Below are 24,063 nucleotides of genomic sequence, written 5' to 3' on the forward strand. Positions count from 1 at the left end.
GGAAACAGATTCGACCGTCTCACCAGTGGTGGAGGCGTGGGCCACGTACCGCACCAGCACCGCCGACGACTGGCCGGCGCGACGGCTGGTCCGGGCGAAGGGCGCGAGCCGGGTCAGCGTGGTGCTGCCGGCCCGCAACGAGGAGGCGACCGTCGGCGCGATCGTGTCGACCGTCCGCGAGCACCTGATGGACCGCGTACCGCTCGTCGACGAGCTGATCGTGGTCGACTCGCGGTCCACCGACCGGACCGCGCAGGTGGCGCGCGCGGCCGGCGCCGAGGTGGTCGGCCAGGACGCGATGACCCGCGGGCTGCCCCGGCTGACCGGCAAGGGCGACGCGCTCTGGGCCGGGCTGGCCGCGGCCGAGGGGGACGTGGTCGCGTTCATCGACGCCGACCTGCGCGAGTTCCGGCCGCACTTCGTGACCGGGCTGCTCGGACCGCTGCTCACCGATCCGAGCGTGGACTTCGTGAAGGGGTTCTACCACCGGCCGCTGGTCGGTGCGACGAGCGTGGAGCCCGACGGCGGCGGGCGGGTGACGGAGCTGATGGCCCGGCCGCTGCTCAACCTGTTCTGGCCGGAGCTGGCCGGTTTCGTGCAGCCGCTCGCGGGCGAGTACGCCGGCCGCCGGGAGGTGCTGGAGCGGGTGCCGTTCGTCACCGGGTACGGCGTCGAGACGGCCATGCTGATCGACCTGCTGGACCTGGTCGGGCTGGACGCGCTGGCCCAGGTCGACCTGGGTGAGCGCAAGCACCGGCACCAGGACACCGCCGCGCTGGGCCGGATGTCCGCGCAGATCATGCTGACCGCCTGGTCGCGGCTGCAACGGCGCGGCTGGGCGGCGCCCGGGACGGCGCCGACCGCGCTGCTGACCCAGTTCCGCCGGGGCGGCTCGGAGACGCTGCCCAACCTGGACCGCGAGATCGTGGTCAACGACGTGTCGGTGCAGGAACGCCCGCCGCTGGCGCAGTTGCGGCACCGTCTCCCCCGCCGCCGGGTCGCCGCGTGAGCGGGGCAACCCGGAGAGAGGACAGCGCATGACGCTCACCGTGCTGATGAACGCCGGGCCGTGGCTGTCCGTGCCGCCGCCCGGGTACGGCGGCATCGAGAACGTGATCGCCACGCTGGTGCCGGAGCTGCGCCGCCTGGGCGTACGGGTGGTGCTCGCCTCGGTGGAGAGCAGCACGCTGCCTGTCGACGAGCGGATCGCGGTCTTCCCGGACGGCCAGTTCCACGCGTTGCAGCGGCCGTACAACCAGGTCTGCGGGGTCTCCCAGGCGCACCTGTCCGGGGTGGTGCGGGCGTTGCACGCCCGCGACGACATCGACCTGGTGCACGACCACGTGGAGGCGGTCGGGCTGGCCACGCTCGCCGCGATGGGCCCTGATGCCCCGCCGGTGCTGCACACGCTGCACTGGGACCTCGCCAAGCACCCGGAGCTGTACGGCAACCTCGACGGCGGCGACCGGGTACGGGTCAACGGCGTGTCCGCCTCGCAGCTGGCGCGCGCGCCGGAGGCGCTGCGGGCGCACTCGGTGGGACACGTGCACCTGTCCACCCCGCTCGCCGTGGACGCGGACCGGCACGCGCCGGTGGCGAAGGGCGACCATGTGGTGATCCTCGGCCGAATCAACCCGGGCAAGGGACAGGACCTGGGCGCCCGGCTGGCGCAGGAAACCGGCTTCCGGCTGGTGCTGGCCGGGCCGGTCGGCCCGTACCACCGGCCGGAGGATCTGGCCGCGGCCGGCGACGAGGCCCGGCAGAACCCGGACGTGCGCTTCTTCTACGACCACGTCGCGCCACACGTGGACGGCGACCGGGTGCGCTGGGTCGGCACGGTGGCCGGCCGGGAGCGCGACGACCTGGTCGCCTCGGCGCGGGCGTCGCTGTTCCCGCTGCGCTGGGAGGAGCCGGGCGGCACGGCGGTGGTCGAGTCGCTGTCACTCGGTACGCCGGTGGTGGCCACCGCCCGGGGCTGCCTGCCGGAGCTGATCGAGCACGGCCGCACCGGCCTGCTCACCGGCGACGAGCAGGAGCTGGGTGACCTGGTGCTCGCCGCCGACGGGCTGGAACCGGCCGAGTGCCGGCGCGTCGCGGCCGCGCGGTTCACCCCGGCCCGGATGGCGCAGCGGTACGTGGAACTGTACGACCGGGTCCGGGCGGGCGCGGCGAAGCCGTTGCAGCCCGCCTGATCCCCCACGAGCACGTCTGCCGGCCCGGCCGCCCCACGGCCGGGCCGGCGTTTGCCCCCGCCGGCCGCGGGAAACCGGCGCTTCCCGCGGTGGCGAGGAGGCCGGCGTGACGAACTCGATGGCGCACTCCCGGGCGCGGCGCAACCCGGCCGACGGGCGGGCGCCGGTACGCCGGCTCGCCTCGGGGTTCGCCGTGCTCCTGCTGCTGCTCGGCGCGCTGGGGTTCGTGCCGGGCATCACCAGCGACTACGCGGATCTGCGCGTCGCCGGGCCGGGCTCCGGCGCCCGGCTGTTCGGGGTGTTCCAGGTCTCGGTGGTGCACAACCTGGTGCACCTGGTGCTGGGGCTGGCCGGGCTGCTGCTGGCCCGTACCGTCGCCGGCGCCCGCGCGTTCCTGGTCGGCGCCGGGGCGGTCTATCTGGTGCTCTGGCTCGCCGGCCTGGCGATCGACGGACGCGACGCGGCCAACGTGCTGGCGGTCAACCACGCCGACTCGTGGCTGCACCTGCTGCTGGGCGCCGCCATGCTGGCGTCCGGGCTGGTCGCGGCGCGGCGCGGCGACCGCCGCTGACCTGCGCCCCGGCGGCCGGGATGCCCGGTTTCACCGGTCCGGGGCCCGGGTACGTCCGTAGTCCTCCCCGACGAGAAGGAAACGAGGACGGCGATGGTGACCCGGATCAGGTGCGAGGTCCGTGACGAGTCGCCGGTCACTGTCGTACGGCTGGCCGGAGCGCTCGACCTGGGCACGATGCGCGCGGTGCACGAGGTGCTCGACAGCTGCCTCGCCGCGCAGCCGGACGCGCTGGTGGTCGACTTGGAGGAGATCGAGGTCGGCGAGCCGCTGGCGCTGTCCGTCTTCGCCGCCGCCGCGCGGCGCGCCGCCGACTGGCCGGCGGTGCCGATGGTGCTCGCCGCTCCCTGCGCCGACACGGCAGCCTGGCTGAACGAGACCACCGCCTGCCGGGTGGTGCCGGTCCGCCGGGACTGCGCCGAGGCGACGGCGCTGGCCGGCGCGGACGCGGCACCCCGGCTGCGGGCCCGGCTGGAGCCGGTCGCCGGCGCCTGCCGCCGGGCCCGGGAGCTGGTCACCGAGGCGTGCGGCAGGTGGAACGTGCCGGAGCTGGCCGGGCCGGCGTCGCTGGTGCTCACCGAGCTGGTCGGCAACGTGGTGCGGCACGCCGGCACCCCGATGCAGGTGACGCTGACGCTGCGCCGGCCGTACCTGCGGGTGGCGGTGATGGACGGCAGCCCTGCCGACGCGCGCGCCGCGAGCAGCCGCGACCCGCGTGCCGAGGGCGGTCGCGGGCTGATGCTGGTGCGCGAGCTGACCCAGCGCTGGGGCAGCACTCCGGTCGGCGCCGGCAAGGTCGTCTGGGCCATGCTCCCGGCGAACTGACCGAATTCTCCGCTCTCGCCTGGTTACATGGGCAGAGGGCCGGGTACGCCCGCCCGTCCTGTCTGTCGTCACACGGGGTGAGAAGCCATGCCCAAGCGGGTAGTCACGGAACCGGCACGAGACCGGGGGCCCGCGATCCTCGCGCCGGCCCGGTTCGGGGGCTACCCCGGGCCCGTACGGGAAGCGGTCAAGGGCAACGCGCTGTGGCGGTTGCTGCGGACCACCGACGCCAAGCAGATCGGCATGCTCTACCTGATCACGTCGTTCGGGTACTTCATCGTCGGCGGGATCCTGGCGTTGATCATCCGGGCGGAGCTGGCCCGGCCGGGGATGCAGATCGTCTCCCCCGAGCAGTACAACCAGATGTTCACCATGCACGGCACGGTGATGCTGCTGCTGTTCGCCACCCCGCTGTTCTTCGGGTTCGCCAACTACCTGGTGCCGCTGCAGATCGGCGCCGCCGACGTGGCGTTCCCCCGGCTCAACGCGTTCGCGTACTGGCTCTACTTCCTGGGCGCGCTGATGGTCGTGGGCGGCTTCGCCACCCCGGCCGGCGCCGCGGACTTCGGCTGGACCGCGTACACGCCGCTGAGCACCGCGCAGCACTCCCCCGGCGTCGGCGGGAACCTGTGGGTGGTCGGCCTGGCCGTGTCCGGCCTGGGCACGATCCTCGGCGCGGTCAACCTGATCACCACGATCGTGACACTGCGCGCGCCCGGCATGACCATGTTCCGGATGCCGATCTTCACCTGGAACTCCCTGCTCACCAGCGTCCTGGTGATCTTCGTGTTCCCGCTGCTGGCCGCCGCGCTGATGGCGCTGGCCTCGGACCGGATCCTGCACTCGCACGTGTACGACCCGACGACCGGCGGGCCGATGCTCTGGCAGCACCTGTTCTGGTTCTTCGGCCATCCCGAGGTCTACATCATCGCGCTGCCGTTCTTCGGCATCATCACCGAGATCATCCCGGTGTTCTCCCGCAAGCCGATCTTCGGCTACACCGGCCTGGTGCTGGCCACCGTCGCCATCACGGTGCTGTCGATGACGGTCTGGGCGCACCACATGTTCGCCACCGGCCAGGTGCTGCTGCCGTTCTTCAGCATCCTGAGCTTCCTGATCGCGGTCCCGACCGGCGTGAAGTTCTTCAACTGGATCGGCACCATGTGGAAGGGTCAGATCACGTTCGAGACGCCGATGCTGTTCGCCATCGGCTTCCTGGTGACGTTCCTGCTCGGCGGCCTGACCGGGGTGCTGCTGGCCAGCCCGCCGGTGGACTTCCACGTGCACGACACGTACTTCGTGGTGGCGCACTTCCACTACGTGATGTTCGGGACCATCGTGTTCGCCGCGTTCGGCGGCCTCTACTTCTGGTTCCCGAAGATGACCGGGCGGATGCTCGACGAGCGGCTCGGGAAGATGCACTTCTGGACCATGTTCATCGGCTTCCACGCCACCTTCCTGGTGCAGCACTGGCTGGGCAACGAGGGCATGCCGCGCCGCTACGCCGACTACCTGCCCGGCGACGGCTTCACCACGCTGAACACGATCTCCAGCATCGGCTCGTTCGTCCTCGGCGCGTCCACCCTGTTCGTGATCTGGAACATCTGGAAGTCGTGGCGGTACGGCGCGATGGTAACCGTGGACGATCCCTGGGGCTTCGGCAACTCGCTGGAGTGGGCCACCACCTGCCCGCCGCCGCTGCGCAACTTCGACCGGATGCCGCGGATCCGCTCCGAGCGGCCGGCGTTCGACGCCAAGTACGGCCCGCTCGTCGCCGACCTGGGCCGGGACCTGCCGCAGCGCACCACCAAGCCGCCGCAGAGCTTCAGCGAGGAGTTGCACCACGAACGGCACGTGCCGGAGTCGCCGTCGGCCGGCGGCGCGTACGGCGCGCCCGAGGCGGTGGACTACCAGCCGGCGCCGCAGTCCGGCGCCCGCCCGGTGGAGGTGCCGGTGCCGGAGGAGGTGCGCCGGCCCAGCTTCGAGGAGACCGACGAGCCCGAGGGCAGCGTGCTCAACGCCGAGCGCGACGAGCAGCCGAACGACAGGTGGCGGCACCCGCGCGGGCACGGGGACACCCCGGAGAACTGAGACATCGCAGGAGGGCCGGCGCCGTCGGGCGCCGGCCCTCTCGTCGTACGCCGCGCGCCGGCCCCCGTGGCGGGGAGCCGGCGCGGTATGTGCGGTGGGTCAGTCGGCGGCCGGCAGTCCTGCCGCGGCCAGCGAGCGGCGCACCGCCGGCTGCACCCGGGTCAGCCGCAGCGGCACCCCGGTCCGCGCGGCGGCCTCCCGGCCGGCCATCAGCGCGGCGATCCCGCCGGCGTCGAAGCCACCGGCACCCACCAGGTCGACCACCACCTCGCGGGGCTGCCCGGTGACCGCCTGGAGCACGGCCCGGCGCAACTGGTCCGCGCCGGCCCGGTCCACCTCGCCGCCGACCTCGACGACCACCCGGTCGCCGTTCTGCTTCACCGAGATCCGCGCCTTGCCCGGTTCGGCCTCGGCCGCGCCGTTCTGCCAGGGCGGCGGCGCCTCGGCCAGCATCGCCTGACGCAGCCAGGTCAGCGCCCGCGACAACAGCCGGGACACGTGCATCTGCGAGATGCCGAACCGGGCGGCGATCTCCGCCTGGGTCTGGTTGCCGTAGAAGCGCATCGCCAGGATGCGGCGCTCCCGCCAGGGCAGCCGGTGCAGCAGGCCGCTCACAGTGACCCGGTCGTCCACCGACTCCAGCGCGTGGTCGGACTCGCCGACCAGGTCGCCGAACTCGGCCGAGCTCTCCCCGCCCACCGGCGCGTTCAGCGACGCCGGGCTGTAGCCGGCGGCCGACTCCAGCGCGGCCAGGATCTCCTCCTCCGGCGTCTCCAGCCGGGCGGACAGCTCCGCCACCGTCGGAGCGCGGGACAGCTCGCTGGTCAGCGTCGCCGTGGCCTGTCCCACCTCGAGGATCAGGTCCCGCAGCCGGCGCGGCACGTGCACGCCCCAGGTGCGGTCGCGGAAGTGCCGTTTGATCTCACCGACGATGGTGATGGCCGCGTACGCGGTGAACGAACCGCGTTCCGGGTCGTACCTGTCGACGGCGTTGACCAGGCCGAGGCGGGCCACCTGTTCCAGGTCCTCCAGCGGCTCACCGCGCCCGCGGTAGCGGCGGGCGAGCCGGCCGGCGAACGGCAACGCGAACCGAACCAGGTCGTCCCGCGCCTCCTGCCGCCGCTCCGGTGGCAGGCCCTCGATCCGGGCCGCGTACGCGAGCGCCGCCGCGTCCAGGTCCTCCAGACCCCGGTCGGTGGTCGGTGGTGTGGGTGTGGTGGTCTGTCCGAACATCCGCGCCCCCTCGCCGAAGAGCCCCCGCCCGGTCGGAACCGGTCGTGCGCGTGGTCGGACCACGCACCGGGTGAGGAAGTTGGGTTACGTGACGGATACGTCGAAAGCGGTGGCTGCCCGCCGCACGGCGTCGTGGGCCGTTTCGCGGCGAGCGGTCTTCCCGCTCCGTAGGTACTCAATCACGGACCGCAGGATCGCGAGGAAGTTTCGCCAGGTTGGCCGGCAGCCGGTCCCGGCGGCGGGTCAGGAGACCAGCAGGCCCTGGTGCGCGCCCGCGTCCCGCAGCGCGGAGAGGGCCTCGGCCATCCGCAGCGGCGGCGGCGCGGGCAGGTCGCAGGGCTGGTTGCGCAACACCTCCGTGGCACGTCGGGTGGGTACCGAGGCGACCGGGTAACCGCGCGCGGCGCCCCGGTCCAGGGCCCGCCGGCGGCGTCCGAAGCCGGCCACGGCCAGCCACTGCGGCAGCCCCGCGTACGCGGGCGAGCGCAGACCCGGCGGCTCCGGCAGCACGTCCACCGAACTGAACGGCTCGCTGCCGGCCAGCCACCACTCGACGCCGGCGACCCGGCGCGCGGTGGCGTTCTCGCACCAGTAGGGCACCAGGCCGGCCCGCAGCACCTGCGCCGGGTCCAGCAGCCGGCCGCACTCCACCACCAGCCGGTTCCCGGTCTTGCCGGCCCGCCGCAGCCAGCGCCGGTACAGGTCGGCGGTCACCGCGCTCAGCGCGTCCGGCTGCGGCACGACCACCCGGTGCAGCGGATGCCCGTGCCGGTCGCCCCAGGAGCGGGCGTCGTGTTCGAAACCGGACTCCACGCCGTGCTCGGCGAAGGCGCCCGCCACCGTGACCTCCGGCGCCGTCCAGCGCGTCTCGTCCCCACCGGACGCGCGGAGCACCTGGCCCAGCGCGCGGGCGTCCGGGTGGAAGTCGACCGGGTCCAGGCCACCGGCCGGGCAGCCGGCCTGGAAGCTGTGTCCGTCGCCGCAGTCGCGTACCGGCCAGGTCCGGGCGTCGTGCAGCAGCAGCACCGGCGCGGCCGGTTCCAGCCGCTCGGCCAGGAAGCCCGCGTACGCCCGGGGCAGCGTGCGCCAGCGCACCGCGAACGTCACCGCCGCGCCTGCCGCCGCACCCCGGCTCGCCGGGCAGTGCACCTGACGGACGTGCACACGCGGGTTGCCGGCGAGCAGCCGGGCGGCCAGCGTCGCCCCGTGCGCGTACGCGTCGTCGGGGCGGTCCACCGCGCCCCGGGCCCACTGCCCGGCCAGTTCGAACCCGGCCGGGAGCCAGGGCACGCCGAGCGCCGTCGCGAGGTGGGCGGCGGCGCCGTGCGGTGAGCCGAGCACCACGCCGGGCCAGCGCCGCTGCGGGTACTGTCCGGCGAACCACCCGGCGACCCGCTCGGCGTCCACGGCGGCGATCTGGTCGGCGGTGAGCGCCGCCCGCGCGGCGGCCCGGACGGCGGCGGCGCGGCGCACCGGCTCGGGCGCGCCGGTGAGGCGGGACAGCGCGCCCGGGTGACCGAGGTCGCCGCAGTCGTCGCCGCGCAGCGCCCGGGCGGTCGCGGCGACCAGGATCCGGGCGGCGCTGCTCGGCGCCACCACCCGCTCCACGGGCAGCCCCGCGCCGCTGACCGGCGTCCGTTCGACTCGTTCGCTCACCACGCGGCCCGGCTTCCCGTCCCTCTGGGGTCTAAACGGGGCATCTCCCCACGGGCCAGGACCAAGGCCCGCCCGGTAACGGCACCGCCCGCGACACCCAGGTACGTCGTCGCGCCGCGTGCCCGCCGTCGCGGGCGCAACGGCGCTCGGGTGCGGGTTTGGGCCGGACCGGGACGGGCACTGCACCGCGCATGCCCGACGACGAGAGCACCCCGGCGGCGATCATCACCCCGTACCGGGACGGACCACTGCTGGTACGCGGCGACTTCGCGCTTGTCACACCCGAGGGGACGCCGATCGAGACGCGCCGGGGCACGGTGGCGCTGTGCCGGTGCGGCAAGAGCGCGATCAAGCCGTTCTGCGACGGCACGCACAAGGTGGCGGGTTTCCAGGCCCCCAGCAACCGCGAGAGCTGACCCCCCACCCCCCTCCGCCCGCGATCTTGCACTTTGGTGCCCGGCAAACCGCCCGAACCGGGCACTCGGAGGGCCCCATCTGCAAGATCGCGAGGGATGGGGTGGGGTCAGGCGGCGGCCAGGGCCTGGTGGGGTGGGCGCAACGAGGACTGGCCGGCCTGCCAGGCCTCCAGCAGGTGCGCGGCGAACAGGGCGTCCAGCGCCAGCGCGGCGGCGGCCCCGAACAGGACGTCGGACGCGAGCGCCGGTTCGGCCCGCACCAGCCCGCCGCACATGTCGTACGCGGCGATCTGCTCGTGCACAGCGTCGGCCTCGACGTGCTCGTCGTAGAAGCGCGTGGCCACCGCGTCGAAGCCGAGCCGGCGCAGGCCGTTGCCGTAGCGGCGGTTCGGCAGCGACGAGGTCATCTCGTACGCGGCCAGGTGCCCCAGCAGCGCGCCGCGCAGCCGCCGGTGCAGACCGAACAGCGACATCAGGTTGTTCGTCGCCAGCGTCACCGCCGGTACCCGGTCCAGGTGGGCGGCGTAGCCGGTGTCCAGACCGAGCCGGTCCATCGTGGTGCGGAACAGCTCGGCGTGCATCCGGTCCAGCCGGCCGTTGCCGTACTCGTCGGTCTGGATCTCCACGAGCGCCGCCTTCGCCGGGCCGCCGAGCCGGGGCAGCGCCCAGCTGTGCGGGTCGGCCTCGCGCAGGTGGTAGATCGAGCGGTGGGTGACGAACTCGCGGAACCGGTCGAGGTCGGCGCGGCGTTGCAGGGTGGCGGCCAGCGGCGGGCCGTCGTCGGCGGCCACCAGGTCGGCCAGCGCGCCGGGCACGGCGCCCGGCAGCACCGCGGGCGGCGGGCCGGCCAGCTCGCGCAGTGCCGCCTCGAACGGCCGCTCGGCACGGGCGCGCAGCGCCAGCAGGGACGGCTCCCACTCCCACGCCTCGTCGACACCGGACCAGCCCCGGTAGTGCAGCTCGTAGCAGAGGAACAGGGTGAGCTGGAGGTCCTCGTCGGTCAGCGGCGCGGCCACCGCGTTCAGGTGCTCGCCCAGCCCGGCCGGCAGCGCGTGTGGCGCCTCGCGCAGCGCGGCCAGCAACGCGGCGGAGACCGGCCCGCGCGCCGCGGGCAGCGGGGCGGGGCCGTAACGACTGTCGGCGGTGACGGACATGGGACCTCCCGGGACGGTTGCGCCCGGTCGCAGTGCCCCGCCCGGATGCCGCTAAACGATTTCGTCCGCCGCGATGGCCTCGGTCTGGATCACCCGTTCCCGCACCCGGCGGGCGGCGTCCCCGTCGGCCACCAGGCCGCGCAGGTCGGCCAGCGCCGGTTCGGGCGCGTCCAGCGGCACGGCCGGGTCCACCACCGCCTCCAGGACGGCGGGCCGGTCGGCCGCGAGCACCTCGTCCCAGGCGGGTCCGACCAGGTCCGGCCGGTCCACCCGTACGCCGTGCAGCCCGAGCAGGCGGGCCCACCCGGCGTACGGCACCTCGGGCCGCCGCTGAGCGGGTGACCGGCCCCCGCCGACGCCGGACTGGTCCCTGTTGTTCAGCACCAGCACGACCAGCCGCGGATCGCGCCACTGCGTCCAGTGGTGCGCCACCGTGATCAGCTCGGCCAGGCCGTTGAGCTGCATCGCGCCGTCGCCGAGCAGCGCGAGCACCGGCTCGTCCGGGCGGGCCAGCTTGGCCGCGACCGCGTACGGCAGGGCGCAGCCCATCGACCCGAGCGTGCCGCAGATCTGGGCCCGCACCCCCGGCGGCAGCTCCAGATGCCGGGCGTACCAGTACATCACCGACCCGACGTCCACGGCGACGGCGGCGTGCCGGGGCAGCCGGGCGGACAGCTCGCGGAGCACCAGCCGCGGATCGACCGGTTCGGCGGGGGTGGCGGCGCGCTCGGCGGCGGTGCCGCGCCACCGCTGCACCATCTTCTCCACCATGCCGCGCCACTCCCGGGCGGGGTGCTCCGGCACCCGGGTCAGCAGCGCCCGCAGCGTCTCGGCGGCGTCGCCGACCAGCGGCACGTCCACCGGGTAGCGGGTGCCGATGCGCCGGCCGTCGATGTCGATCTGGATGGTACGTACCTGGCCGGGCAGCGGGAACCAGTCGGTCCACGGATCGTTCGTGCCGATCATCAGCAGCGTGTCGCAGGAGCCCATGAGCTGCGCGGCGGCGGTGGTGCCCACCTCGCCGAGCACACCGGTGTGGAACGGCAGCCGCTCGTCGAGGACCGGCTTGCCCAGCAGCGACGTGGCGAGGCCCGCCCCGAGCCGGTCGGCGAGCGCGACGATCTCGTCGGCCGCGCCGTGCGCGCCCTGGCCGACCAGCATCGCCACCCGCCGCCCGTTGCCGAGCAGCGAGGCGGCGGCGTCCAGGTCGGCGTCGTGCGGCAGCACCCGGGCCAGCGGTTCGCCGGGCGTCGCGGTGACCACCCCGGCGGTCTGCGGCAGCAGGTCCGGTACGGCGGTGACCTGCAACCCGCGCGGCAGCACCACGCAGGTCGGGCTGCGGGTCGCCGCGGCGGTACGGAACGCCTGGTCCAGCAGCGCCGGCACCTGCTCGGGCCGGCGGCCGTAGCGGACGAACTGGTTGCACACGTCGCCGAAGAGCCGGCTCAACCCGATCTCCTCGTGCGCGCCGCCGAGCGGGCCGGTGACGTCCTCGCCGACGATCGCGACCACCGGCTTGCTGTCGAGCTTGGCGTCGTAGAGCCCGTTGAGCAGGTGCACCGCGCTCGGCCCCTGGGTGGCCAGGCACACCCCGACGCCGCCGGTGAACTTCGCGTGCCCGGTGGCCATGTACGAGGCGGTCTCCTCGTGCCGGGCGGGGACGAACGCCGGGTCCCCGCCCGCGTCGTCGAGCGCGCCCACCAGCGGGGCGATCGCCGCGCCGGGGCAGCCGAAGACCCGCGGCACCCGCCAGGCCCGCAGGCGTTCGACCACCACGTCGGCGACGATCCGCTCAGCCATTACCCCGCCCCGGCGTGCTCGCGTCGACGTAGCGCAGCACCGCACCGACCCCGTCGGTCAGTTCCGGCGCCTCCTCGGGCGCGAGCACCGTGAGGTCCGCGTCGGTGCCGATCAGCGCGCGCAGCAGCGCCGCGTCGGCGCGTACCCGCTGGGGGTCGGCCACCGACATGCCGCTCAGCTGCGCCGGGTCGGTGGCGATCTCGGTCGGCTCGGGGCCCACCCACAGCTCGCCGTCGGCCGACGGATCGTCCACGATGAGCATGGTGTCGACCTGATTGCGTTGCAGCGCGGAGACCACGGCGTCGAGTCCGGCGCCGACGTCCTCCTGGACGCCGAAGCGGTCCAGCGCGGCGGCGATGCGCCGGTCGGCGACCTCGGCGACGGTCTGCACAGTGATGTCGTCCATCAGCGTGTCGTCGGCGCCCACGTCCCGGGCACCCGCGTCGGTACGGACCAGCACGTCCTGCCAGCGCGCGGGCAGCTGGGCGGCGATCATGCCGGTGGCCCGCACGTCCCCGGCCACCACGACGACGTCCGCGCCGACCCGCTCGGCCAGGTCGGCCGTGGCCGCCGCGGCGTCACCGGCGTTCTGGTGCCACGCCTCCATGGCGGCGCGCTGGTAGCGGGACTGCGACCAGCCGCCCGGCTGCACCCGGCGCAGCTGGCGGCTCTGCCCGCCCTGCACCTGGGCCCGCCGGGGCACCCCGCCGGCGCTGACCGCCATCGCGTCCGCGCCGGTACGGTCGGCCAGCACCCGCACCCAGGCCACCTGCTCGCCGCGCTGGGCCACGAGCGGCATGGTGTGCGGCAGCGCCGACCAGCTCGCCAGGTCGCGCAGCGGCGGCGCGGACAGGTACTCGGTGAGCACCACGCGGCCCCGGCTGGCGAACACGGCGATGCCGTAGTCGCCGGGCATCGGCTGGTGCCGGCGGACGACCTCCTCCACCGCCTCGACGGTGACCGGGTCGGCGCCCTGCCCCAGCAGGTCGCCCTTGAGGGCCCGCCAGCGCAGGTCGACCTGCGCTCGCGCGTCCTGGGTGTCGCGGGAGGCGTCCATGTACACCGAGCACCACGGCCCGGGACGGTCGTAGAGCGGGCGCAGGAAGGACAGCTGCATGCTCGACCCCTTTCCGGCTCGGCCGCACGCATACCCGCGCCCCGGCGGAGTTCACCTGCCGGCTCCCCCGGGCGTGACCACCGTTCATTCACGTCGTTCAACCCGAAGGGCCGATACCATCTGTGCACGGAACGGGACTCTCGGTGGTGAACATGGACACGGAGCTGTACAGCCGACGCGTCGTCCACCCGACGGAACGCGTCGTCACCGGGCGTCTGGCCCGGTTGATGGAGGGCTACGCACGGGAGGTCCGGGTCGGTCAGCCGGCGCTGGTCGCGGTGCTGACCGCCGCCGGGGTGGTGGGGCTGCTGCTGAAGGTGGTGCGCGCGTTGCTCAGCAGTGGCGGCGGCGGGGCCCGGCGCAGCTTCAAGGAGCTGAAGAAGGGGCCGGAGTTCCTGGTCACCCCGGTCCGGGTGCGGGACGCCACCGGCCGGCTGGTCGAGGTCGAGCTGCACGGCCACCTGCCGCAGAGCGCGCTGCACCCCGGCGACCACGTCCAGCTCACGTTGCGGCCGCAGCGCGACGAGGACCTGCCACCGCGCATCGAGCGGATCGTCAACCTGACCACCGGGCAGCTGCTGACCCCGCGTACCGCCACCCTCTGGTCGCACCTGGGGCCGGCGCTGCTGCTGCAGGCGATGCTCGGCGCCGTGCTGCTGTTCGGCGTGGCCGCCTGCTCGGCGCTCACCTAGGTTTCCCGGCCGCCGGTGGCGGGCACCGCTGCGGCCATGTTCCCCGGCTTCACGCTCACCGAGATCGACGTCGGCGCGGTGCGCCTGCGCGTACGCCACGGCGGCTCCGGGCCACCGGTGGTGCTGTTGCACGGGCACCCCCGTACCCATGCGACCTGGCACCGGGTGGCGCCGCGGCTGGCCGCGCGGCACACGGTGATCTGCCCGGACCTGCGCGGCTACGGCGGCTCGTCGAGGCCCCCGAGCGACCCGGAACACACCGTCTACTCGAAGCGGGCGATGGCCGCCGACGTGGTCGGGCTGCTCGACGCGCTCGGCCACCGCCGGGCCGCGGTGATCGGGCACGACCGCGGGGCGTACGTGGCCATGCGCACCGCCCTGGACCACCCGGACCGGGTGAGCCGCCTCGGCGTGCTGGACGGGGTGCCGATCGGTGAGGCGCTGGCCCGCTGCGACGCCCGGTTCGCCGCCCGCTGGTGGCACTGGTTCTTCCTCGGCCAGCTCGCCAAGCCGGCCGAGCGGGTCATAAACGCCGATCCGGACGCCTGGTACGGCGGATCACCGGAGGAGATGGGCGAGCAGGCGTACGCCGACTACCGGCGCGCCATCCACGATCCGGCCACCGTGCACGCCATGTGCGAGGACTACCGGGCCGGACTCGGCCCGGACCGGGCGGCGGACGACGCGGACCGGGCCGCCGGCCGCCGGATCGGCTGCCCGGTGCTGTTCGCCTGGTCCGAGCGCGACGACATGGTCGACCTGTACGGCGACCCGGCCGCGATCTGGCGGGACTGGGCCGACGACGTACGGACGGCCTCGATCCCGTCCGGGCACCACATGGCCGAGGAGGCGCCGCGGGAGCTGACCGACGTGCTGGCCGGCTTCCTCGCCGACGAACTCGCCGGGGTCAGCGACCGGCGGGGGTGAGCGGCTGCCGCTGGACCGGGGCCGGCGCGTCGAGCAGGCCCCGGCGGCGCGCCCAGCGCTCGAACAGCACAGTGGCGAACGGAGGCACCGCGCTGGCCAGGGCCAGGCCGGTCTGCATCAGCGTCCAGCGACGCCGCAGGGCGACGACGAGCGTCAACAGGCCGTAGACCACGAACAGCGCGCCGTGGATCGGGCCGAAGATCTTCACGCCGATCTCGTTGCCGGGTGGGCCGTACTTGACCGCCATGCCGGCCAGCAGCGCCGCCCACGAGCATCCCTCGGCGAACGCCGCCACCACGAACGCCCGGATCCACCCGTCGCGCATCAGCCACTCCCCTTCGCCGTCGGCGGCCATGCTAGCCGCCCGCGCCGGGCGCCCCGGACGGAACCCGCCGGCCCGCGACGGGGATCACCGGGGCCGCCACGGGGTACAGAAAAGGGCCTCCGGGCCTTTCCTGACCCGCCACTCCGTGCGAGGTTGGGGAGAACCAACGGTGACAGGGTGGTGACCATGGGCGAGGACGTCGGCGTGCGTACCTTCAGCCGGGAGGACCGGGCCCGCTATCGCGAGAAGGTCCGGCGGTGCCTGGACGTGTTCGCCGAGATGCTGCGCGAGTCCCGCTTCGACGTGGAGCGGCCGATGACCGGCCTGGAGATCGAGCTGAACCTGGTCGACGACGCCTTCGACCCGGCCATGCGCAACGCCGACGTGCTGGAGGCGATCGCCGACCCGGCGTTCCAGACCGAGCTGGGCCAGTTCAACGTGGAGATCAACGTCGAGCCGCGGCGGCTCGCCGGCACCGGCACCGCCGCGTTCGAGGAGCACGTGCGGGCCAGCCTGAACGCCGCCGAGGAAAAGGCCCGCACGGTGGGCGCGCACATGGTGATGGTCGGGATCCTGCCGACGCTGCGCCCGGAGCACCTGACCGCAGAGACGCTGTCGGCCAACCCCCGGTACGCGCTGCTCAACGAGCAGATCTTCGCCGCCCGCGGCGAGGACCTGCCGATCGCGATCAGCGGGGTGGAGCGGCTGGCCACCACCGCCGACACGATCACGCCGGAGGCGGCGTGCACCAGCACCCAGTTCCACCTCCAGGTCAGCCCCGCCCAGTTCGCCGACTACTGGAACGCCGCGCAGGCGATCGCCGGCATCCAGGTGGCGCTCGGCGCGAACTCCCCGCTGTTCTTCGGCCGGGAGTTGTGGCGCGAGACCCGGGTACCGCTGTTCCAGCAGGCCACCGACACCCGGGCGGAGGAGATCAAGGCCCAGGGCGTACGCCCGCGGGTGTGGTTCGGCGAACGCTGGATCACCTCGGTGTTCGACCTGTTCGAGGAGAACGTGCGGTACTTCCCGGCGCTGCTGCCGGTCTGCGACGCGGAGGACCCGGCGACCACGCTGCACAGCGGCGGGGTGCCGAAGCTGGCCGAGCTGCGGCTGCACAACGGCACCATCTACCGGTGGAACCGGCCGGTCTACGACGTGCTCAAGGGCCGGCCGCACCTGCGGGTGGAGAACCGGGTGCTGCCGGCCGGGCCGACGGTGCTGGACACGGTCGCCAACGGCGCGTTCTACTTCGGCCTGGTGCGGGCGCTCGCCGAGTCCGACCGCCCGCTGTGGTCGCAGATGTCGTTCAGCGCGGCCGAGGAGAACTTCAACGCCTGCGCCCGGCACGGCATCGACGCCCAGGTGTACTGGCCCGGGCTGGGCTATCTGCCGGTGACCGAGCTGGTGCTGCGCCGGCTGCTGCCGATGGCCCACCACGGGCTGGACCGGTGGGGCGTGGACCCGGCGGAACGGGACCGGCTGCTCGGCATCGTCGAGCAGCGCTGCCTGACCAGCCGCAACGGCGCGACGTGGCAGGTGGAGACGCTGCACCGGCTGGAGTCGGCCGACCACCTGGACCGGCCGGCCGCGCTGCGCGAGGTGGTCCGCCACTACGTCGACCTGATGCACAGCAACCGGCCCGTGCACGAGTGGCCCATCCCCTGACCCGGGCCTGCGGTCAGCGCAACGCGGTCACCGCCGCCCGCGCGGCCTGGGCGACCAGCGCGTCGTCGGGCTCCGCGTCGCGGCTGTCGCGGCTGGTCATGACCGCCAGTACGATCGGCGCCCCGTCGGGCGGCCACACCACGGCTATGTCGTTGCGGGTGCCGTACCCGCCGGTGCCGGACTTGTCCGCCACCTGCCAGCCGGCCGGCACGCCGGCCCGGACCAGCCCGCTGCCGGTGGTGCTGGCCCGCATCCAGCCCAGCAGCAGGTCGCGGTCCGCGGGCGGCAGGGTCTCCCCCAGCGTGTACGCCCGCAGCGAGCCGGCCAGCGCCCGGGGCGTGCTGGTGTCGCGCTCGTCGCCGGGCGTGGCCGCGTTGAGTTCCGGCTCGGTGCGGGCGGGCCGGGTGACGCGGTCGCCCACGTCCCGGAGTGCCCGCGCGAAGCCGGCCGGGCCGCCGAGCGCGTCGAACAGCAGGTTGCCGGCGGTGTTGTCGCTGTACCGCACCGCTGCCTCGGCGGCGTCCCGCAGTGTCATGCCGGTCTCCACGTGCCGTTCGGTCACCGGGGAGTGCGCTACCAGGTCGGCGCGCCGGTAGCGGACCACCCGGTCCCGGTCGGCGTCGGACGTGGCGGCCAGCATCGCGCCGGCCGCGAGGGCCTTGCACGTCGAGGCGTACGCGAACCGCTCGTCGGCCCGGTGCGCGAGGGTGCGGCCGGTGCCGGTGTCGACGGCGTAGACGCCGATCCGGGCACCCGAGCGCCGCTCCAGCGCCGCCAGCTCGGCCGGTGCGGGCACCGGCTCGGCGCTCGGTGTGGCGCTCGGCGTGGATGTGGCCGGGGCGCTGGTGGGCGGCGCGGCTGCGGGCCGGTCCTTCGTGCAGCCGGCCACCAGAACCGTTGCCGTGAGCATCGCCGCCGCGAGCACCTGCCGTCGGATCACCCGTTTCCTCCCCCGTCGTCCGGACCACGCCGTTCTCGGATCATTGTCGCTGATCCCGGTCGGGCCGGTGCTCGCCGCCTGGGCCGGCCCTGTGGCTCGCGCCTCGGCCGGCACCGTGGCTCGCCGCCTCGGCGGGCCCTGTGGCTCGCCGCCTCGGCCGGCAGGGCGGTCCGACGGGGCAGGTCAGCCCGCGATGACGGTGAACGTGACCGCGCCCGCCGCGGCCAGCGGCAGCGCCACCGCAGCGGCGAGCAGCCGCACCCGGGCGGACCGGCCGATCAGCACCACCAGCAGCGCGGCGAGCCCGAGGTCGATGGCGACGTTCCACCACGCTCCGGGATAACCGGAACGCGACTTCAGCGCGAACCGCAGCGCCTCCTCGACGAACACGGCCACCGGCAGCGCGACCCCGACGACGCGCCGCCATCCCTGCGTCCGCGCCCAGATTCCGGCGACGCCGAACACCACGCCCGCCACCACGCCGAACGCCATCCAGACGAACGAGGTGAGCGCCCAGATCACGGCGATGTCGTCGCCCTGGAGCAGCGTCGCCGCCAGGTAGTAGCTGGGCACCGCGACGATCAGCAGGACGGTGGCGGCCACCGCGGCGCGCACCGCGCCCGACCGGATCCACCAGCCCAGCGCGAACGCGGCCACCGCCCAGGTGGCGGTGGAGTTGCCGAGTTCGGCGAAGGGGAACGGCACCCACTTGATCCAGACGAAGTCCAGGAAACCGAGCAGGAAACCGGCGACGGGTACGACAAGCGCGACGGCGCGACGCGAGGGTGGCATGCGCCGGAGCTTACATACTCGGTATGCTCCCTTCGCCGACAGGGCGACCTACGAGGCCAGACGCCGCTCCGACGGTGCGAGACGGACCGCGGTGTCGGACCGGTTGATCTCGGACCACACCTCGTCGAGGGAGAGGCCGAGGACGTCGGCGATGGCGGCGATGGTGGGGAACGCCGGCGTGGCGACACGGCCGGACTCGATCTTCCGGAGGGTCTCCGGGGAGACTCCGGCGTCGAGCGCGGTGAGCAGCATCGAACGCTCACCCCGGGCGCGGCGCAGGAGCGCGCCGAGGCGCTGCCCGCGCTCGACCTCGGCAGGAGTGAGGGGCAACCGGACCATGCCAGGATTCTAATACCGGGATAACATGGCCGGGATACTTATTGGTCGCGCGAGTGGAAGGCGCCCTGCATGATCGAGATCCTGAGCCCCACCGACGTACGGCGGGCGCGGGACACCGGCGCCCTGGTCGCCCACATCCTGCGGACGCTTCGGAGCAGCACCACCGTCGGCACGAACCTGCTCGACATCGACAGGCAGGCGCAACGCATGATCGTCGAGGCCGGGGCGCAGTCCTGCTACGTCGACTACGAGCCGTCGTTCGGGCGCGGGCCGTTCGGCCACTACATCTGCACCTCGGTCAACGACGCGGTCCTGCACGGGCTGCCGCACGACTACGCGCTCGCCGACGGCGACCTGCTCAGCCTCGACCTGGCCGTCTCGCTGGGCGGGGTGGTGGCCGACTCCGCGATCAGCTTCATCGTCGGGGACGCCCGGCCCGCGGAGAGCGTCGCGCTCATCGACGCGACCGAGCGGGCGTTGCGCGCCGGGATCGCCGCGGCCCGTCCCGGCGCCCGCGTCGGCGACCTGTCGTACGCCATCGGCTCGGTCCTCACCGAAGCCGGATACTCGGTGAACACCGAGTTCGGCGGCCACGGCGTCGGGTCGACGATGCACCAGGACCCGCACGTGTCGAACACCGGGCGACCCGGGCGCGGCTACACGCTGCGTCCCGGGCTGCTCCTGGCGCTGGAGCCGTGGGTGATGGCGGACACCGCCACGCTCGTCACCGACGCCGACGGGTGGACGCTGCGCAGCGCGACCGGCTGCCGCACCGCGCACAGCGAGCACACCATCGCCATCACCGACGACGGCGCGGAGATCCTGACGCTGCCGAAGCCGTGACCCGGGCCCGACCCCAGGTCAGCGGCCTTGGTCACGCGGGCGCGCACCGCTCCCGCAGGGTCGGGACTCCGGGCCCGGTGAGGTCGTCGCAGTACGCGGCCCGCCCGGCCATCGCCATCATCAGCGCGACAGTGGTGCCGCTGACCAGCGGGCCGGCGCCGGCGGTGAACGGCCCGTCGGTCGCCTCCACCCGCAGGCCCTCGATCGCGCTGCGCCCGGCCACCGTGAAGTCCCGCCCGGCGTAGAACCGGGCAACGGGCGTGACGGCCTCGACCGAGGGCGTCCGGGTCAGGCCGAGCGGCCGCCGGATGTCCTGGGCGTGCACGACCACCTCACCGAGCCACGCCTCGGTCGGCCCGAACGTGGACGTGGTGCTGCCGATGATCCGGCGGAACCGGTCGAGCGTCTCCCCCGGGTCGGCGCCCCGGTGCTCGGCCAGCCGGCGGTCGTTGTGCAGGTCGAAGTCGAACCGGGCGCCGAGCACACTGGCGACCCAGCGCGCCCGGCCGACGCTCGCCGCCGCCGTCAGGTGCGCGAGCGTCTCCTCCACCGTCCACCTGCCGCACAGCGAGCGCCGGGCCCACTGCGCCGCGTCGAGATCGGCGAGGTCGTCGGCCAGGGCGGCGCGCTCGGCGTGCGCGAGCGCCCACAGCTCACGGCGGGTCAGCGTGTCGGACATGAAACCTCCAGGGTCGGGCCGTCGGAGGTAGGACCGCGCTGCCTGGACGAACTCACCGCTCCCCGCTCCGCCGATCTTGGAGTTGTGGTGGTTCGCGAACCGGACATGTGCGACCTTCGAGGCGCCACAACTCCAAGATCGACGCCGACGCCGCCGGGCTGCACGTTTGCTGCACGTCCGCTGAACGCTCGCCGGTGACGCTTCTCGTACACATCAACCGCAAGGGAGAAGCGTCATGTCACACCGGTACCTCTCCACCGCCCGTACCGCCGCCTCGGTGATCGGGGCGCTCGTCCTGGCCGCTGCGGGCCTGGCCGGCGGCACCACCCCGGCGTCGGCGGCCTACATCGTCCCCCCCGACTGCGGCCCCTACTCCGGGGCACCGGTGCCGTTCGGATACGACCCGCAGTACGTGCCCGTCGGCGGGCTCTACACCAGCACCAACAGCAACGGCCCGGAGTTCATCATCGGCACAACCGGTTCCGACGTCATCGTCGGAAGCGTCTACGACGACATCATCTGCGGGCTCGCCGGCAGCGACAACATCCAGGCCAACAGCGGCGACGACATCGTCTACGGCGGCTTTCACGGCGACGACATCTGGGGCGACCTGGGCAACGACAACCTCCACGGCGACGGTGGCGTCGACACCATCCACGGCGACCGCTTCATCGGGCCCAGCGCCCTGGACGGCAACGACCGCGTGGACGGCGGCAGCAACGACGACCACCTCTTCGGCGACCAGGGCGTGGACACCCTGGTCGGCGGCCCCGGCTGGGACGACGGCAACTGCGGCCCGGACGCGGTGATCGACGATTTCCGGCCCACACTGGATCTCCCGATCAACTGCCCGTGATCCCGCCGGCACGGCGGTCCGCGCACCGGGAGACCGGGAACGCGGACCGTCGCGCTGCCGCCTGTCGGATCGTCGTCACGCCCGGTCACACCAGCACCGTCCGCGGCTACCGTGACAGTCCGTGGCGGTGGAGTTCCGGGTGCTCGGCGACCTGGACGTCCGGGTCGACGGCCGGGCGGTCCGGATCGGTCACGCCCGTCAGCAGTGCGTCCTCGCCGCCCTGCTGGTCGAGCCCAACCGGGTCGTCGCGACCGGGCAGCTGATCAGCCGGGTCTGGGGCGACGAGGTGCCGGACGGGGCCGCCGCCACGCTGCGTGGCTACCTGTCGCGGCTGCGGCACGCGCTGGCCGGCACGGACGACGTCCGCATCGTCCGGCGTCATCCCGGCTACCTGCTCGCCGTCGACCCGGACCGCGTCGACCTGCACCGCTTCCGCGCGCTGACCGAGCAGGCCCGGCGCGCCGAGGACGACGCGACAGCGATCAGCGCTCTGGAGCGGGCGCTCGGACTCTGGCGTGGCGAGGCGTTCGACGGGCTGACCACGCCGTGGCTGGCGGCCTACCGGCAGACCCTCGACCGGCAGCGACTCGCGGCCGCACTGGACCGCAACGACATCGCGCTGCGCCGGGGCACGCACGCCCGTCTCCTCCCCGACGTCCTGGATCTGAGCGGCCGGTACCCGTGGGACGAGCGCCTGGCGGCGCAGGCGATGCTCGCGTTGTACCGGTGCGGGCGGCAGGCCGACGCGTTGGAGCACTTCCACCGGCTGCGCCGGAGGCTGGCCGCCGAGATCGGCGCCGATCCCAGCCCGCCGCTGGCACAGCTCTACCAGCAGATCCTCACCGCCGACGCGGCGATCGCGCCGCCGGACCTCCCGGCAGACGGGGAACCGGGCACGCCGGCCACCGACCGGTCGCCCGGCGCGGCCCGGGATGCGAGCGCCGTGCCCCGGCAGCTACCCGCGTCACCAGGGGTCTTCGCCGGCCGTACCGCCCAGCTCGCGCGCCTCGACGAACAACTCGCCGACGCGGGCCACCCGGACGGCGCCGGGTCACCGGTGGTGATCTCGTCCATCGGCGGCGGCGGTGGCGTCGGCAAGACCTGGCTGGCGCTGCGCTGGGCGCACGCCAACGCCGGCCGCTTCCCCGACGGGCAGCTCTACGTCAACCTGCGCGGCTTCGACCCGACCGGGGACCCGGTCGGTTGGCCGGTGGCGGTGCGCGGCTTCCTCGAGGCGCTCGGCGTCGAACCGGCACGCGTCTCGGCCGATCCGGAGGCCCAGGCGTCGCTGTACCGCACGCTCGTCGCCGGCCGGCGGATGCTGATCGTCCTCGACGACGCCCGCGACGCCGCCACGGTGGTCCCGCTGCTGCCCGGCACCCCCACGAGCGCGGTCCTGGTGACCAGCCGACGGCAACTGGCCGGCCTCGTCACCACCCACGGCGCGCGGCCGCTGCCGCTGGACGTGCTGCCCGACGACGAGGCCCGCGAGCTGATCGTCCGGCAGGTGGGCGCCGCGCGGGTGGGCGGGCAGCCGGACGCGGTCGGGGACATCCTGCGGTTCTGCGGGGGTCTGCCGCTGGCTCTCGGGATCGTGGCGGCCCGTGCCGCGCTCAACCCGGAACTCGCCCTGTCGTCCGTCGCGGCCGAGCTGACCACCGCGGTCAGCCCGCTGGACGCGCTGACCGGCGACGAGGTGACGACGAACCTGCGGGTGGTGCTGTCCCGCTCGCTGGCGGCGCTCACGCCGGAGGCGGCGGAGGTGTTCACGCTGCTCGGCCTCGCCCCGGGCCCGGACATCGGCCGGGCCGCGGCGGCCGGCCTGACCGCCCGTACGCCGGACGGGTTGCGCCCGCTGCTACGCGAGCTCGTCGACGCGCACCTCGTCCAGGAACACGTCGCGGGCCGGTACCGCATGCACGACCTGGTCCGGACGTACGCGGTCGAGCGGGCGGCCGGGGACGAGGCCGGTTCCCGGTCCGCGCTGTGCCGGCTGGTCGACCACCATCTGCACACCGCGCACGCGGCCGCGCTCCTGCTGTCACCGCAGCGCGACCCGCTGACCCTCACCCCCGCCGCGCCGGGGGTTACCGTCGAACGGCTCGACGACCTGGCGGCGGCGCTGGCCTGGTTCACCCGCGAGCACCAGGTGCTCCTCGCGACCATCGAGTACGCGGCCGGCAACGGCCTCGACGCCGCGGCCGGGCAGCTCTCGTGGACCCTGGCCACGTACTTCGACAGGCAGGGCCACTGGCACGACTGGGCCGCGGTGGCCCGCCGGGCGGTCGAGGCGACCGGGCGCTCGGGTGACCGCCCGGCGCAGGCTCAGGCGCACCGGCTCCTGGCCGGGGCCTGCTCCAACCTCGGCCGGTACGCCGAGGCGCAGCGCAACCTGCTCGCGGCGCTGGACCTGTTCGCCGCCCTGGGCGACGACGAGGGACGGGCGCACACCCACTTCGACCTCAGCATGCTCCACGACCGGCAGCGGCAACCCCGCGAGGCCCTGCCGCACGCCCGGCGGAGCCTCGCCCTCTACGAACGGGTCGGGAGCCCGCTCAAGCAGGCGGTCGCGCTCAACGCGATCGGCTGGTACCACTCGCAGCTCGGCGAGCACCACGACGCGATCACGTTCTGCCGCCGCGCGCTCGCACTGTCCGAGCAGGCCGGGAGCGCGTACGGGCAGGCGAACACGTGGGACAGCATCGGCTTCGCCCACCACCACCTCGGCGAGTACGACCAGGCGGTCGACTGTTTCCACCAGGCCCTCGCCCTGTTCGCCGAGATCGGCGACCGGCATGCCGAGGGCATCGTGCTGGACCACCTCGGCGACACGTGGGCCGCCGCCGGGCGGCCGGACGCGGCCCGGGACGCCTGGCTGCGGTCACTCGCGTTGTACGAGGAACTCGGTCACGCCGACGCCGAGGCGGTACGGCGCAAACTTCACCAGTGA

22 protein-coding genes are annotated in these 24,063 nt (G+C 74.2%); 12 read left to right on the forward strand and 10 right to left on the reverse strand.

From position 1 onward, the window contains the following. The first annotated feature begins 28 nt into the window (after window positions 1–28). From O7607_RS28380 to ctaD, 5 genes are all read left to right on the forward strand, one after another. The gene (locus O7607_RS28380; protein ID WP_269707100.1) at window positions 29–1,009 is read left to right on the forward strand and encodes a glucosyl-3-phosphoglycerate synthase; all 981 of its coding nucleotides are present in this window, start codon (window positions 29–31) and stop codon (window positions 1,007–1,009) included. Window positions 1,010–1,037: 28 nt separating this feature from the next. Beyond that, entirely contained in the window at window positions 1,038–2,192 is a 1,155-nt protein-coding gene (locus tag O7607_RS28385; protein WP_269706505.1) for a glycosyltransferase, read from the forward strand. 118 nt (window positions 2,193–2,310) lie between these two features. Continuing rightward, window positions 2,311–2,763, forward strand: coding sequence for a DUF4383 domain-containing protein (locus O7607_RS28390; RefSeq protein ID WP_269707102.1), 453 nt, complete (start codon window positions 2,311–2,313; stop codon window positions 2,761–2,763). A 93-nt stretch (window positions 2,764–2,856) separates the two neighbouring features. Beyond that, window positions 2,857–3,588 carry an ATP-binding protein gene (locus O7607_RS28395; protein ID WP_269706507.1) on the forward strand — a complete coding sequence of 244 codons (732 nt, stop codon included), beginning with the start codon at window positions 2,857–2,859 and terminating at the stop codon, window positions 3,586–3,588. Window positions 3,589–3,675: 87 nt separating this feature from the next. After that, window positions 3,676–5,679 (forward strand): aa3-type cytochrome oxidase subunit I, encoded by a 2,004-nt coding sequence (gene ctaD / locus O7607_RS28400; RefSeq protein ID WP_269706509.1) that lies wholly within the window; start codon window positions 3,676–3,678, stop codon window positions 5,677–5,679. A gap of 99 nt (window positions 5,680–5,778) precedes the next feature. On the opposite strand, the gene O7607_RS28405 is transcribed toward ctaD, so the two are convergent. Both O7607_RS28405 and O7607_RS28410 read right to left on the reverse strand, forming a co-directional pair. Beyond that, window positions 5,779–6,912 carry a SigB/SigF/SigG family RNA polymerase sigma factor gene (locus O7607_RS28405; protein ID WP_194801648.1) on the reverse strand — a complete coding sequence of 378 codons (1,134 nt, stop codon included), beginning with the start codon at window positions 6,910–6,912 and terminating at the stop codon, window positions 5,779–5,781. 243 nt (window positions 6,913–7,155) lie between these two features. After that, on the reverse strand, window positions 7,156–8,571 hold the full coding sequence (locus tag O7607_RS28410; protein WP_269706510.1) for a hypothetical protein: 1,416 nt from the start codon (window positions 8,569–8,571) through the stop codon (window positions 7,156–7,158). A gap of 188 nt (window positions 8,572–8,759) precedes the next feature. Between O7607_RS28410 and O7607_RS28415 the strand changes: the two genes are divergently transcribed. Then, window positions 8,760–8,984 (forward strand): CDGSH iron-sulfur domain-containing protein, encoded by a 225-nt coding sequence (locus tag O7607_RS28415; protein ID WP_269706511.1) that lies wholly within the window; start codon window positions 8,760–8,762, stop codon window positions 8,982–8,984. A gap of 107 nt (window positions 8,985–9,091) precedes the next feature. Here the strand turns inward: O7607_RS28415 and O7607_RS28420 are convergent, their stop codons facing one another. Genes O7607_RS28420 through O7607_RS28430 form a run of 3 tightly spaced genes read right to left on the reverse strand, consistent with a single transcriptional unit; the run spans window position 9,092 to window position 13,055 of the window. After that, entirely contained in the window at window positions 9,092–10,138 is a 1,047-nt protein-coding gene (locus O7607_RS28420; RefSeq protein WP_269706512.1) for an iron-containing redox enzyme family protein, read from the reverse strand. A gap of 51 nt (window positions 10,139–10,189) precedes the next feature. Beyond that, a complete protein-coding gene (locus tag O7607_RS28425; protein ID WP_269706513.1) occupies window positions 10,190–11,938 on the reverse strand; it encodes a thiamine pyrophosphate-binding protein in 1,749 nt (582 codons plus the stop codon). Further along, window positions 11,931–13,055, reverse strand: coding sequence for a baeRF2 domain-containing protein (locus tag O7607_RS28430; protein WP_269706514.1), 1,125 nt, complete (start codon window positions 13,053–13,055; stop codon window positions 11,931–11,933). The genes O7607_RS28425 and O7607_RS28430 overlap by 8 nt, the downstream gene beginning before the upstream one ends. Before the next feature lie 152 nt (window positions 13,056–13,207). On the opposite strand from O7607_RS28430, the gene O7607_RS28435 reads away from it, so the two are divergent. Both O7607_RS28435 and O7607_RS28440 read left to right on the forward strand, forming a co-directional pair. Next, a complete protein-coding gene (locus tag O7607_RS28435; RefSeq protein WP_433495928.1) occupies window positions 13,208–13,747 on the forward strand; it encodes a hypothetical protein in 540 nt (179 codons plus the stop codon). Window positions 13,748–13,783: 36 nt separating this feature from the next. Next, window positions 13,784–14,674 carry an alpha/beta fold hydrolase gene (locus O7607_RS28440; protein WP_269707103.1) on the forward strand — a complete coding sequence of 297 codons (891 nt, stop codon included), beginning with the start codon at window positions 13,784–13,786 and terminating at the stop codon, window positions 14,672–14,674. On the opposite strand, the gene O7607_RS28445 is transcribed toward O7607_RS28440, so the two are convergent. Then, a complete protein-coding gene (locus O7607_RS28445; RefSeq protein ID WP_433495927.1) occupies window positions 14,655–15,029 on the reverse strand; it encodes a DUF3817 domain-containing protein in 375 nt (124 codons plus the stop codon). The genes O7607_RS28440 and O7607_RS28445 overlap by 20 nt on opposite strands. Window positions 15,030–15,185: 156 nt before the next feature. Between O7607_RS28445 and O7607_RS28450 the strand changes: the two genes are divergently transcribed. Then, window positions 15,186–16,664 (forward strand): glutamate--cysteine ligase, encoded by a 1,479-nt coding sequence (locus O7607_RS28450; protein ID WP_269706517.1) that lies wholly within the window; start codon window positions 15,186–15,188, stop codon window positions 16,662–16,664. 13 nt (window positions 16,665–16,677) lie between these two features. On the opposite strand, the gene bla is transcribed toward O7607_RS28450, so the two are convergent. The 3 genes from bla to O7607_RS28465 form a co-directional block, all read right to left on the reverse strand. Beyond that, window positions 16,678–17,574: a class A beta-lactamase gene (bla, locus tag O7607_RS28455; protein ID WP_433496139.1), complete on the reverse strand. Its 897-nt coding sequence runs from the start codon at window positions 17,572–17,574 to the stop codon at window positions 16,678–16,680. Between the two features lie 213 nt (window positions 17,575–17,787). Further along, a complete protein-coding gene (locus O7607_RS28460; RefSeq protein ID WP_269706519.1) occupies window positions 17,788–18,396 on the reverse strand; it encodes a DUF6518 family protein in 609 nt (202 codons plus the stop codon). A gap of 48 nt (window positions 18,397–18,444) precedes the next feature. Then, window positions 18,445–18,735 carry a helix-turn-helix domain-containing protein gene (locus tag O7607_RS28465; RefSeq protein ID WP_269706520.1) on the reverse strand — a complete coding sequence of 97 codons (291 nt, stop codon included), beginning with the start codon at window positions 18,733–18,735 and terminating at the stop codon, window positions 18,445–18,447. Between the two features lie 69 nt (window positions 18,736–18,804). Between O7607_RS28465 and map the strand changes: the two genes are divergently transcribed. Next, complete coding sequence (gene map, locus O7607_RS28470; RefSeq protein ID WP_269706521.1) at window positions 18,805–19,578, forward strand: type I methionyl aminopeptidase; 774 nt, start codon at window positions 18,805–18,807, stop codon at window positions 19,576–19,578. A gap of 31 nt (window positions 19,579–19,609) precedes the next feature. On the opposite strand, the gene O7607_RS28475 is transcribed toward map, so the two are convergent. Further along, window positions 19,610–20,257 carry a maleylpyruvate isomerase family mycothiol-dependent enzyme gene (locus O7607_RS28475; protein ID WP_269706523.1) on the reverse strand — a complete coding sequence of 216 codons (648 nt, stop codon included), beginning with the start codon at window positions 20,255–20,257 and terminating at the stop codon, window positions 19,610–19,612. Window positions 20,258–20,492: 235 nt separating this feature from the next. Here O7607_RS28475 and O7607_RS28480 point away from each other — a divergent pair, with 235 nt between their 5' ends. Continuing rightward, complete coding sequence (locus O7607_RS28480) at window positions 20,493–21,113, forward strand: calcium-binding protein (RefSeq protein WP_269706524.1); 621 nt, start codon at window positions 20,493–20,495, stop codon at window positions 21,111–21,113. 121 nt (window positions 21,114–21,234) lie between these two features. After that, a complete protein-coding gene (locus tag O7607_RS28485; protein ID WP_269706525.1) occupies window positions 21,235–24,063 on the forward strand; it encodes an AfsR/SARP family transcriptional regulator in 2,829 nt (942 codons plus the stop codon).

Origin of the sequence: Micromonospora sp. WMMA1949 (assembly GCF_027460145.1) — a bacterium.
Lineage (GTDB): Bacteria > Actinomycetota > Actinomycetes > Mycobacteriales > Micromonosporaceae > Micromonospora.

Bases quoted from the DNA above. Each gene is read 5' to 3' on its own strand.
- O7607_RS28405 (WP_194801648.1), bottom strand. From the start codon at position 6,912: ATGTTCGGACAGACCACCACACCCACACCACCGACCACCGACCGGGGT.
- O7607_RS28415 (WP_269706511.1), top strand. From the start codon at position 8,760: ATGCCCGACGACGAGAGCACCCCGGCGGCGATCATCACCCCGTACCGG.
- map (WP_269706521.1), top strand. From the start codon at position 18,805: ATGATCGAGATCCTGAGCCCCACCGACGTACGGCGGGCGCGGGACACC.
- O7607_RS28430 (WP_269706514.1), bottom strand. From the start codon at position 13,055: ATGCAGCTGTCCTTCCTGCGCCCGCTCTACGACCGTCCCGGGCCGTGG.
- O7607_RS28420 (WP_269706512.1), bottom strand. From the start codon at position 10,138: ATGTCCGTCACCGCCGACAGTCGTTACGGCCCCGCCCCGCTGCCCGCG.
- O7607_RS28450 (WP_269706517.1), top strand. From the start codon at position 15,186: ATGGGCGAGGACGTCGGCGTGCGTACCTTCAGCCGGGAGGACCGGGCC.
- O7607_RS28445 (WP_433495927.1), bottom strand. From the start codon at position 15,029: ATGGCCGCCGACGGCGAAGGGGAGTGGCTGATGCGCGACGGGTGGATC.
- O7607_RS28440 (WP_269707103.1), top strand. From the start codon at position 13,784: ATGTTCCCCGGCTTCACGCTCACCGAGATCGACGTCGGCGCGGTGCGC.
- O7607_RS28475 (WP_269706523.1), bottom strand. From the start codon at position 20,257: ATGTCCGACACGCTGACCCGCCGTGAGCTGTGGGCGCTCGCGCACGCC.
- O7607_RS28425 (WP_269706513.1), bottom strand. From the start codon at position 11,938: ATGGCTGAGCGGATCGTCGCCGACGTGGTGGTCGAACGCCTGCGGGCC.
- ctaD (WP_269706509.1), top strand. From the start codon at position 3,676: ATGCCCAAGCGGGTAGTCACGGAACCGGCACGAGACCGGGGGCCCGCG.
- O7607_RS28385 (WP_269706505.1), top strand. From the start codon at position 1,038: ATGACGCTCACCGTGCTGATGAACGCCGGGCCGTGGCTGTCCGTGCCG.
- bla (WP_433496139.1), bottom strand. From the start codon at position 17,574: ATGCTCACGGCAACGGTTCTGGTGGCCGGCTGCACGAAGGACCGGCCC.
- O7607_RS28460 (WP_269706519.1), bottom strand. From the start codon at position 18,396: ATGCCACCCTCGCGTCGCGCCGTCGCGCTTGTCGTACCCGTCGCCGGT.
- O7607_RS28465 (WP_269706520.1), bottom strand. From the start codon at position 18,735: ATGGTCCGGTTGCCCCTCACTCCTGCCGAGGTCGAGCGCGGGCAGCGC.
- O7607_RS28395 (WP_269706507.1), top strand. From the start codon at position 2,857: ATGGTGACCCGGATCAGGTGCGAGGTCCGTGACGAGTCGCCGGTCACT.
- O7607_RS28435 (WP_433495928.1), top strand. From the start codon at position 13,208: ATGGACACGGAGCTGTACAGCCGACGCGTCGTCCACCCGACGGAACGC.
- O7607_RS28390 (WP_269707102.1), top strand. From the start codon at position 2,311: ATGGCGCACTCCCGGGCGCGGCGCAACCCGGCCGACGGGCGGGCGCCG.
- O7607_RS28480 (WP_269706524.1), top strand. From the start codon at position 20,493: ATGTCACACCGGTACCTCTCCACCGCCCGTACCGCCGCCTCGGTGATC.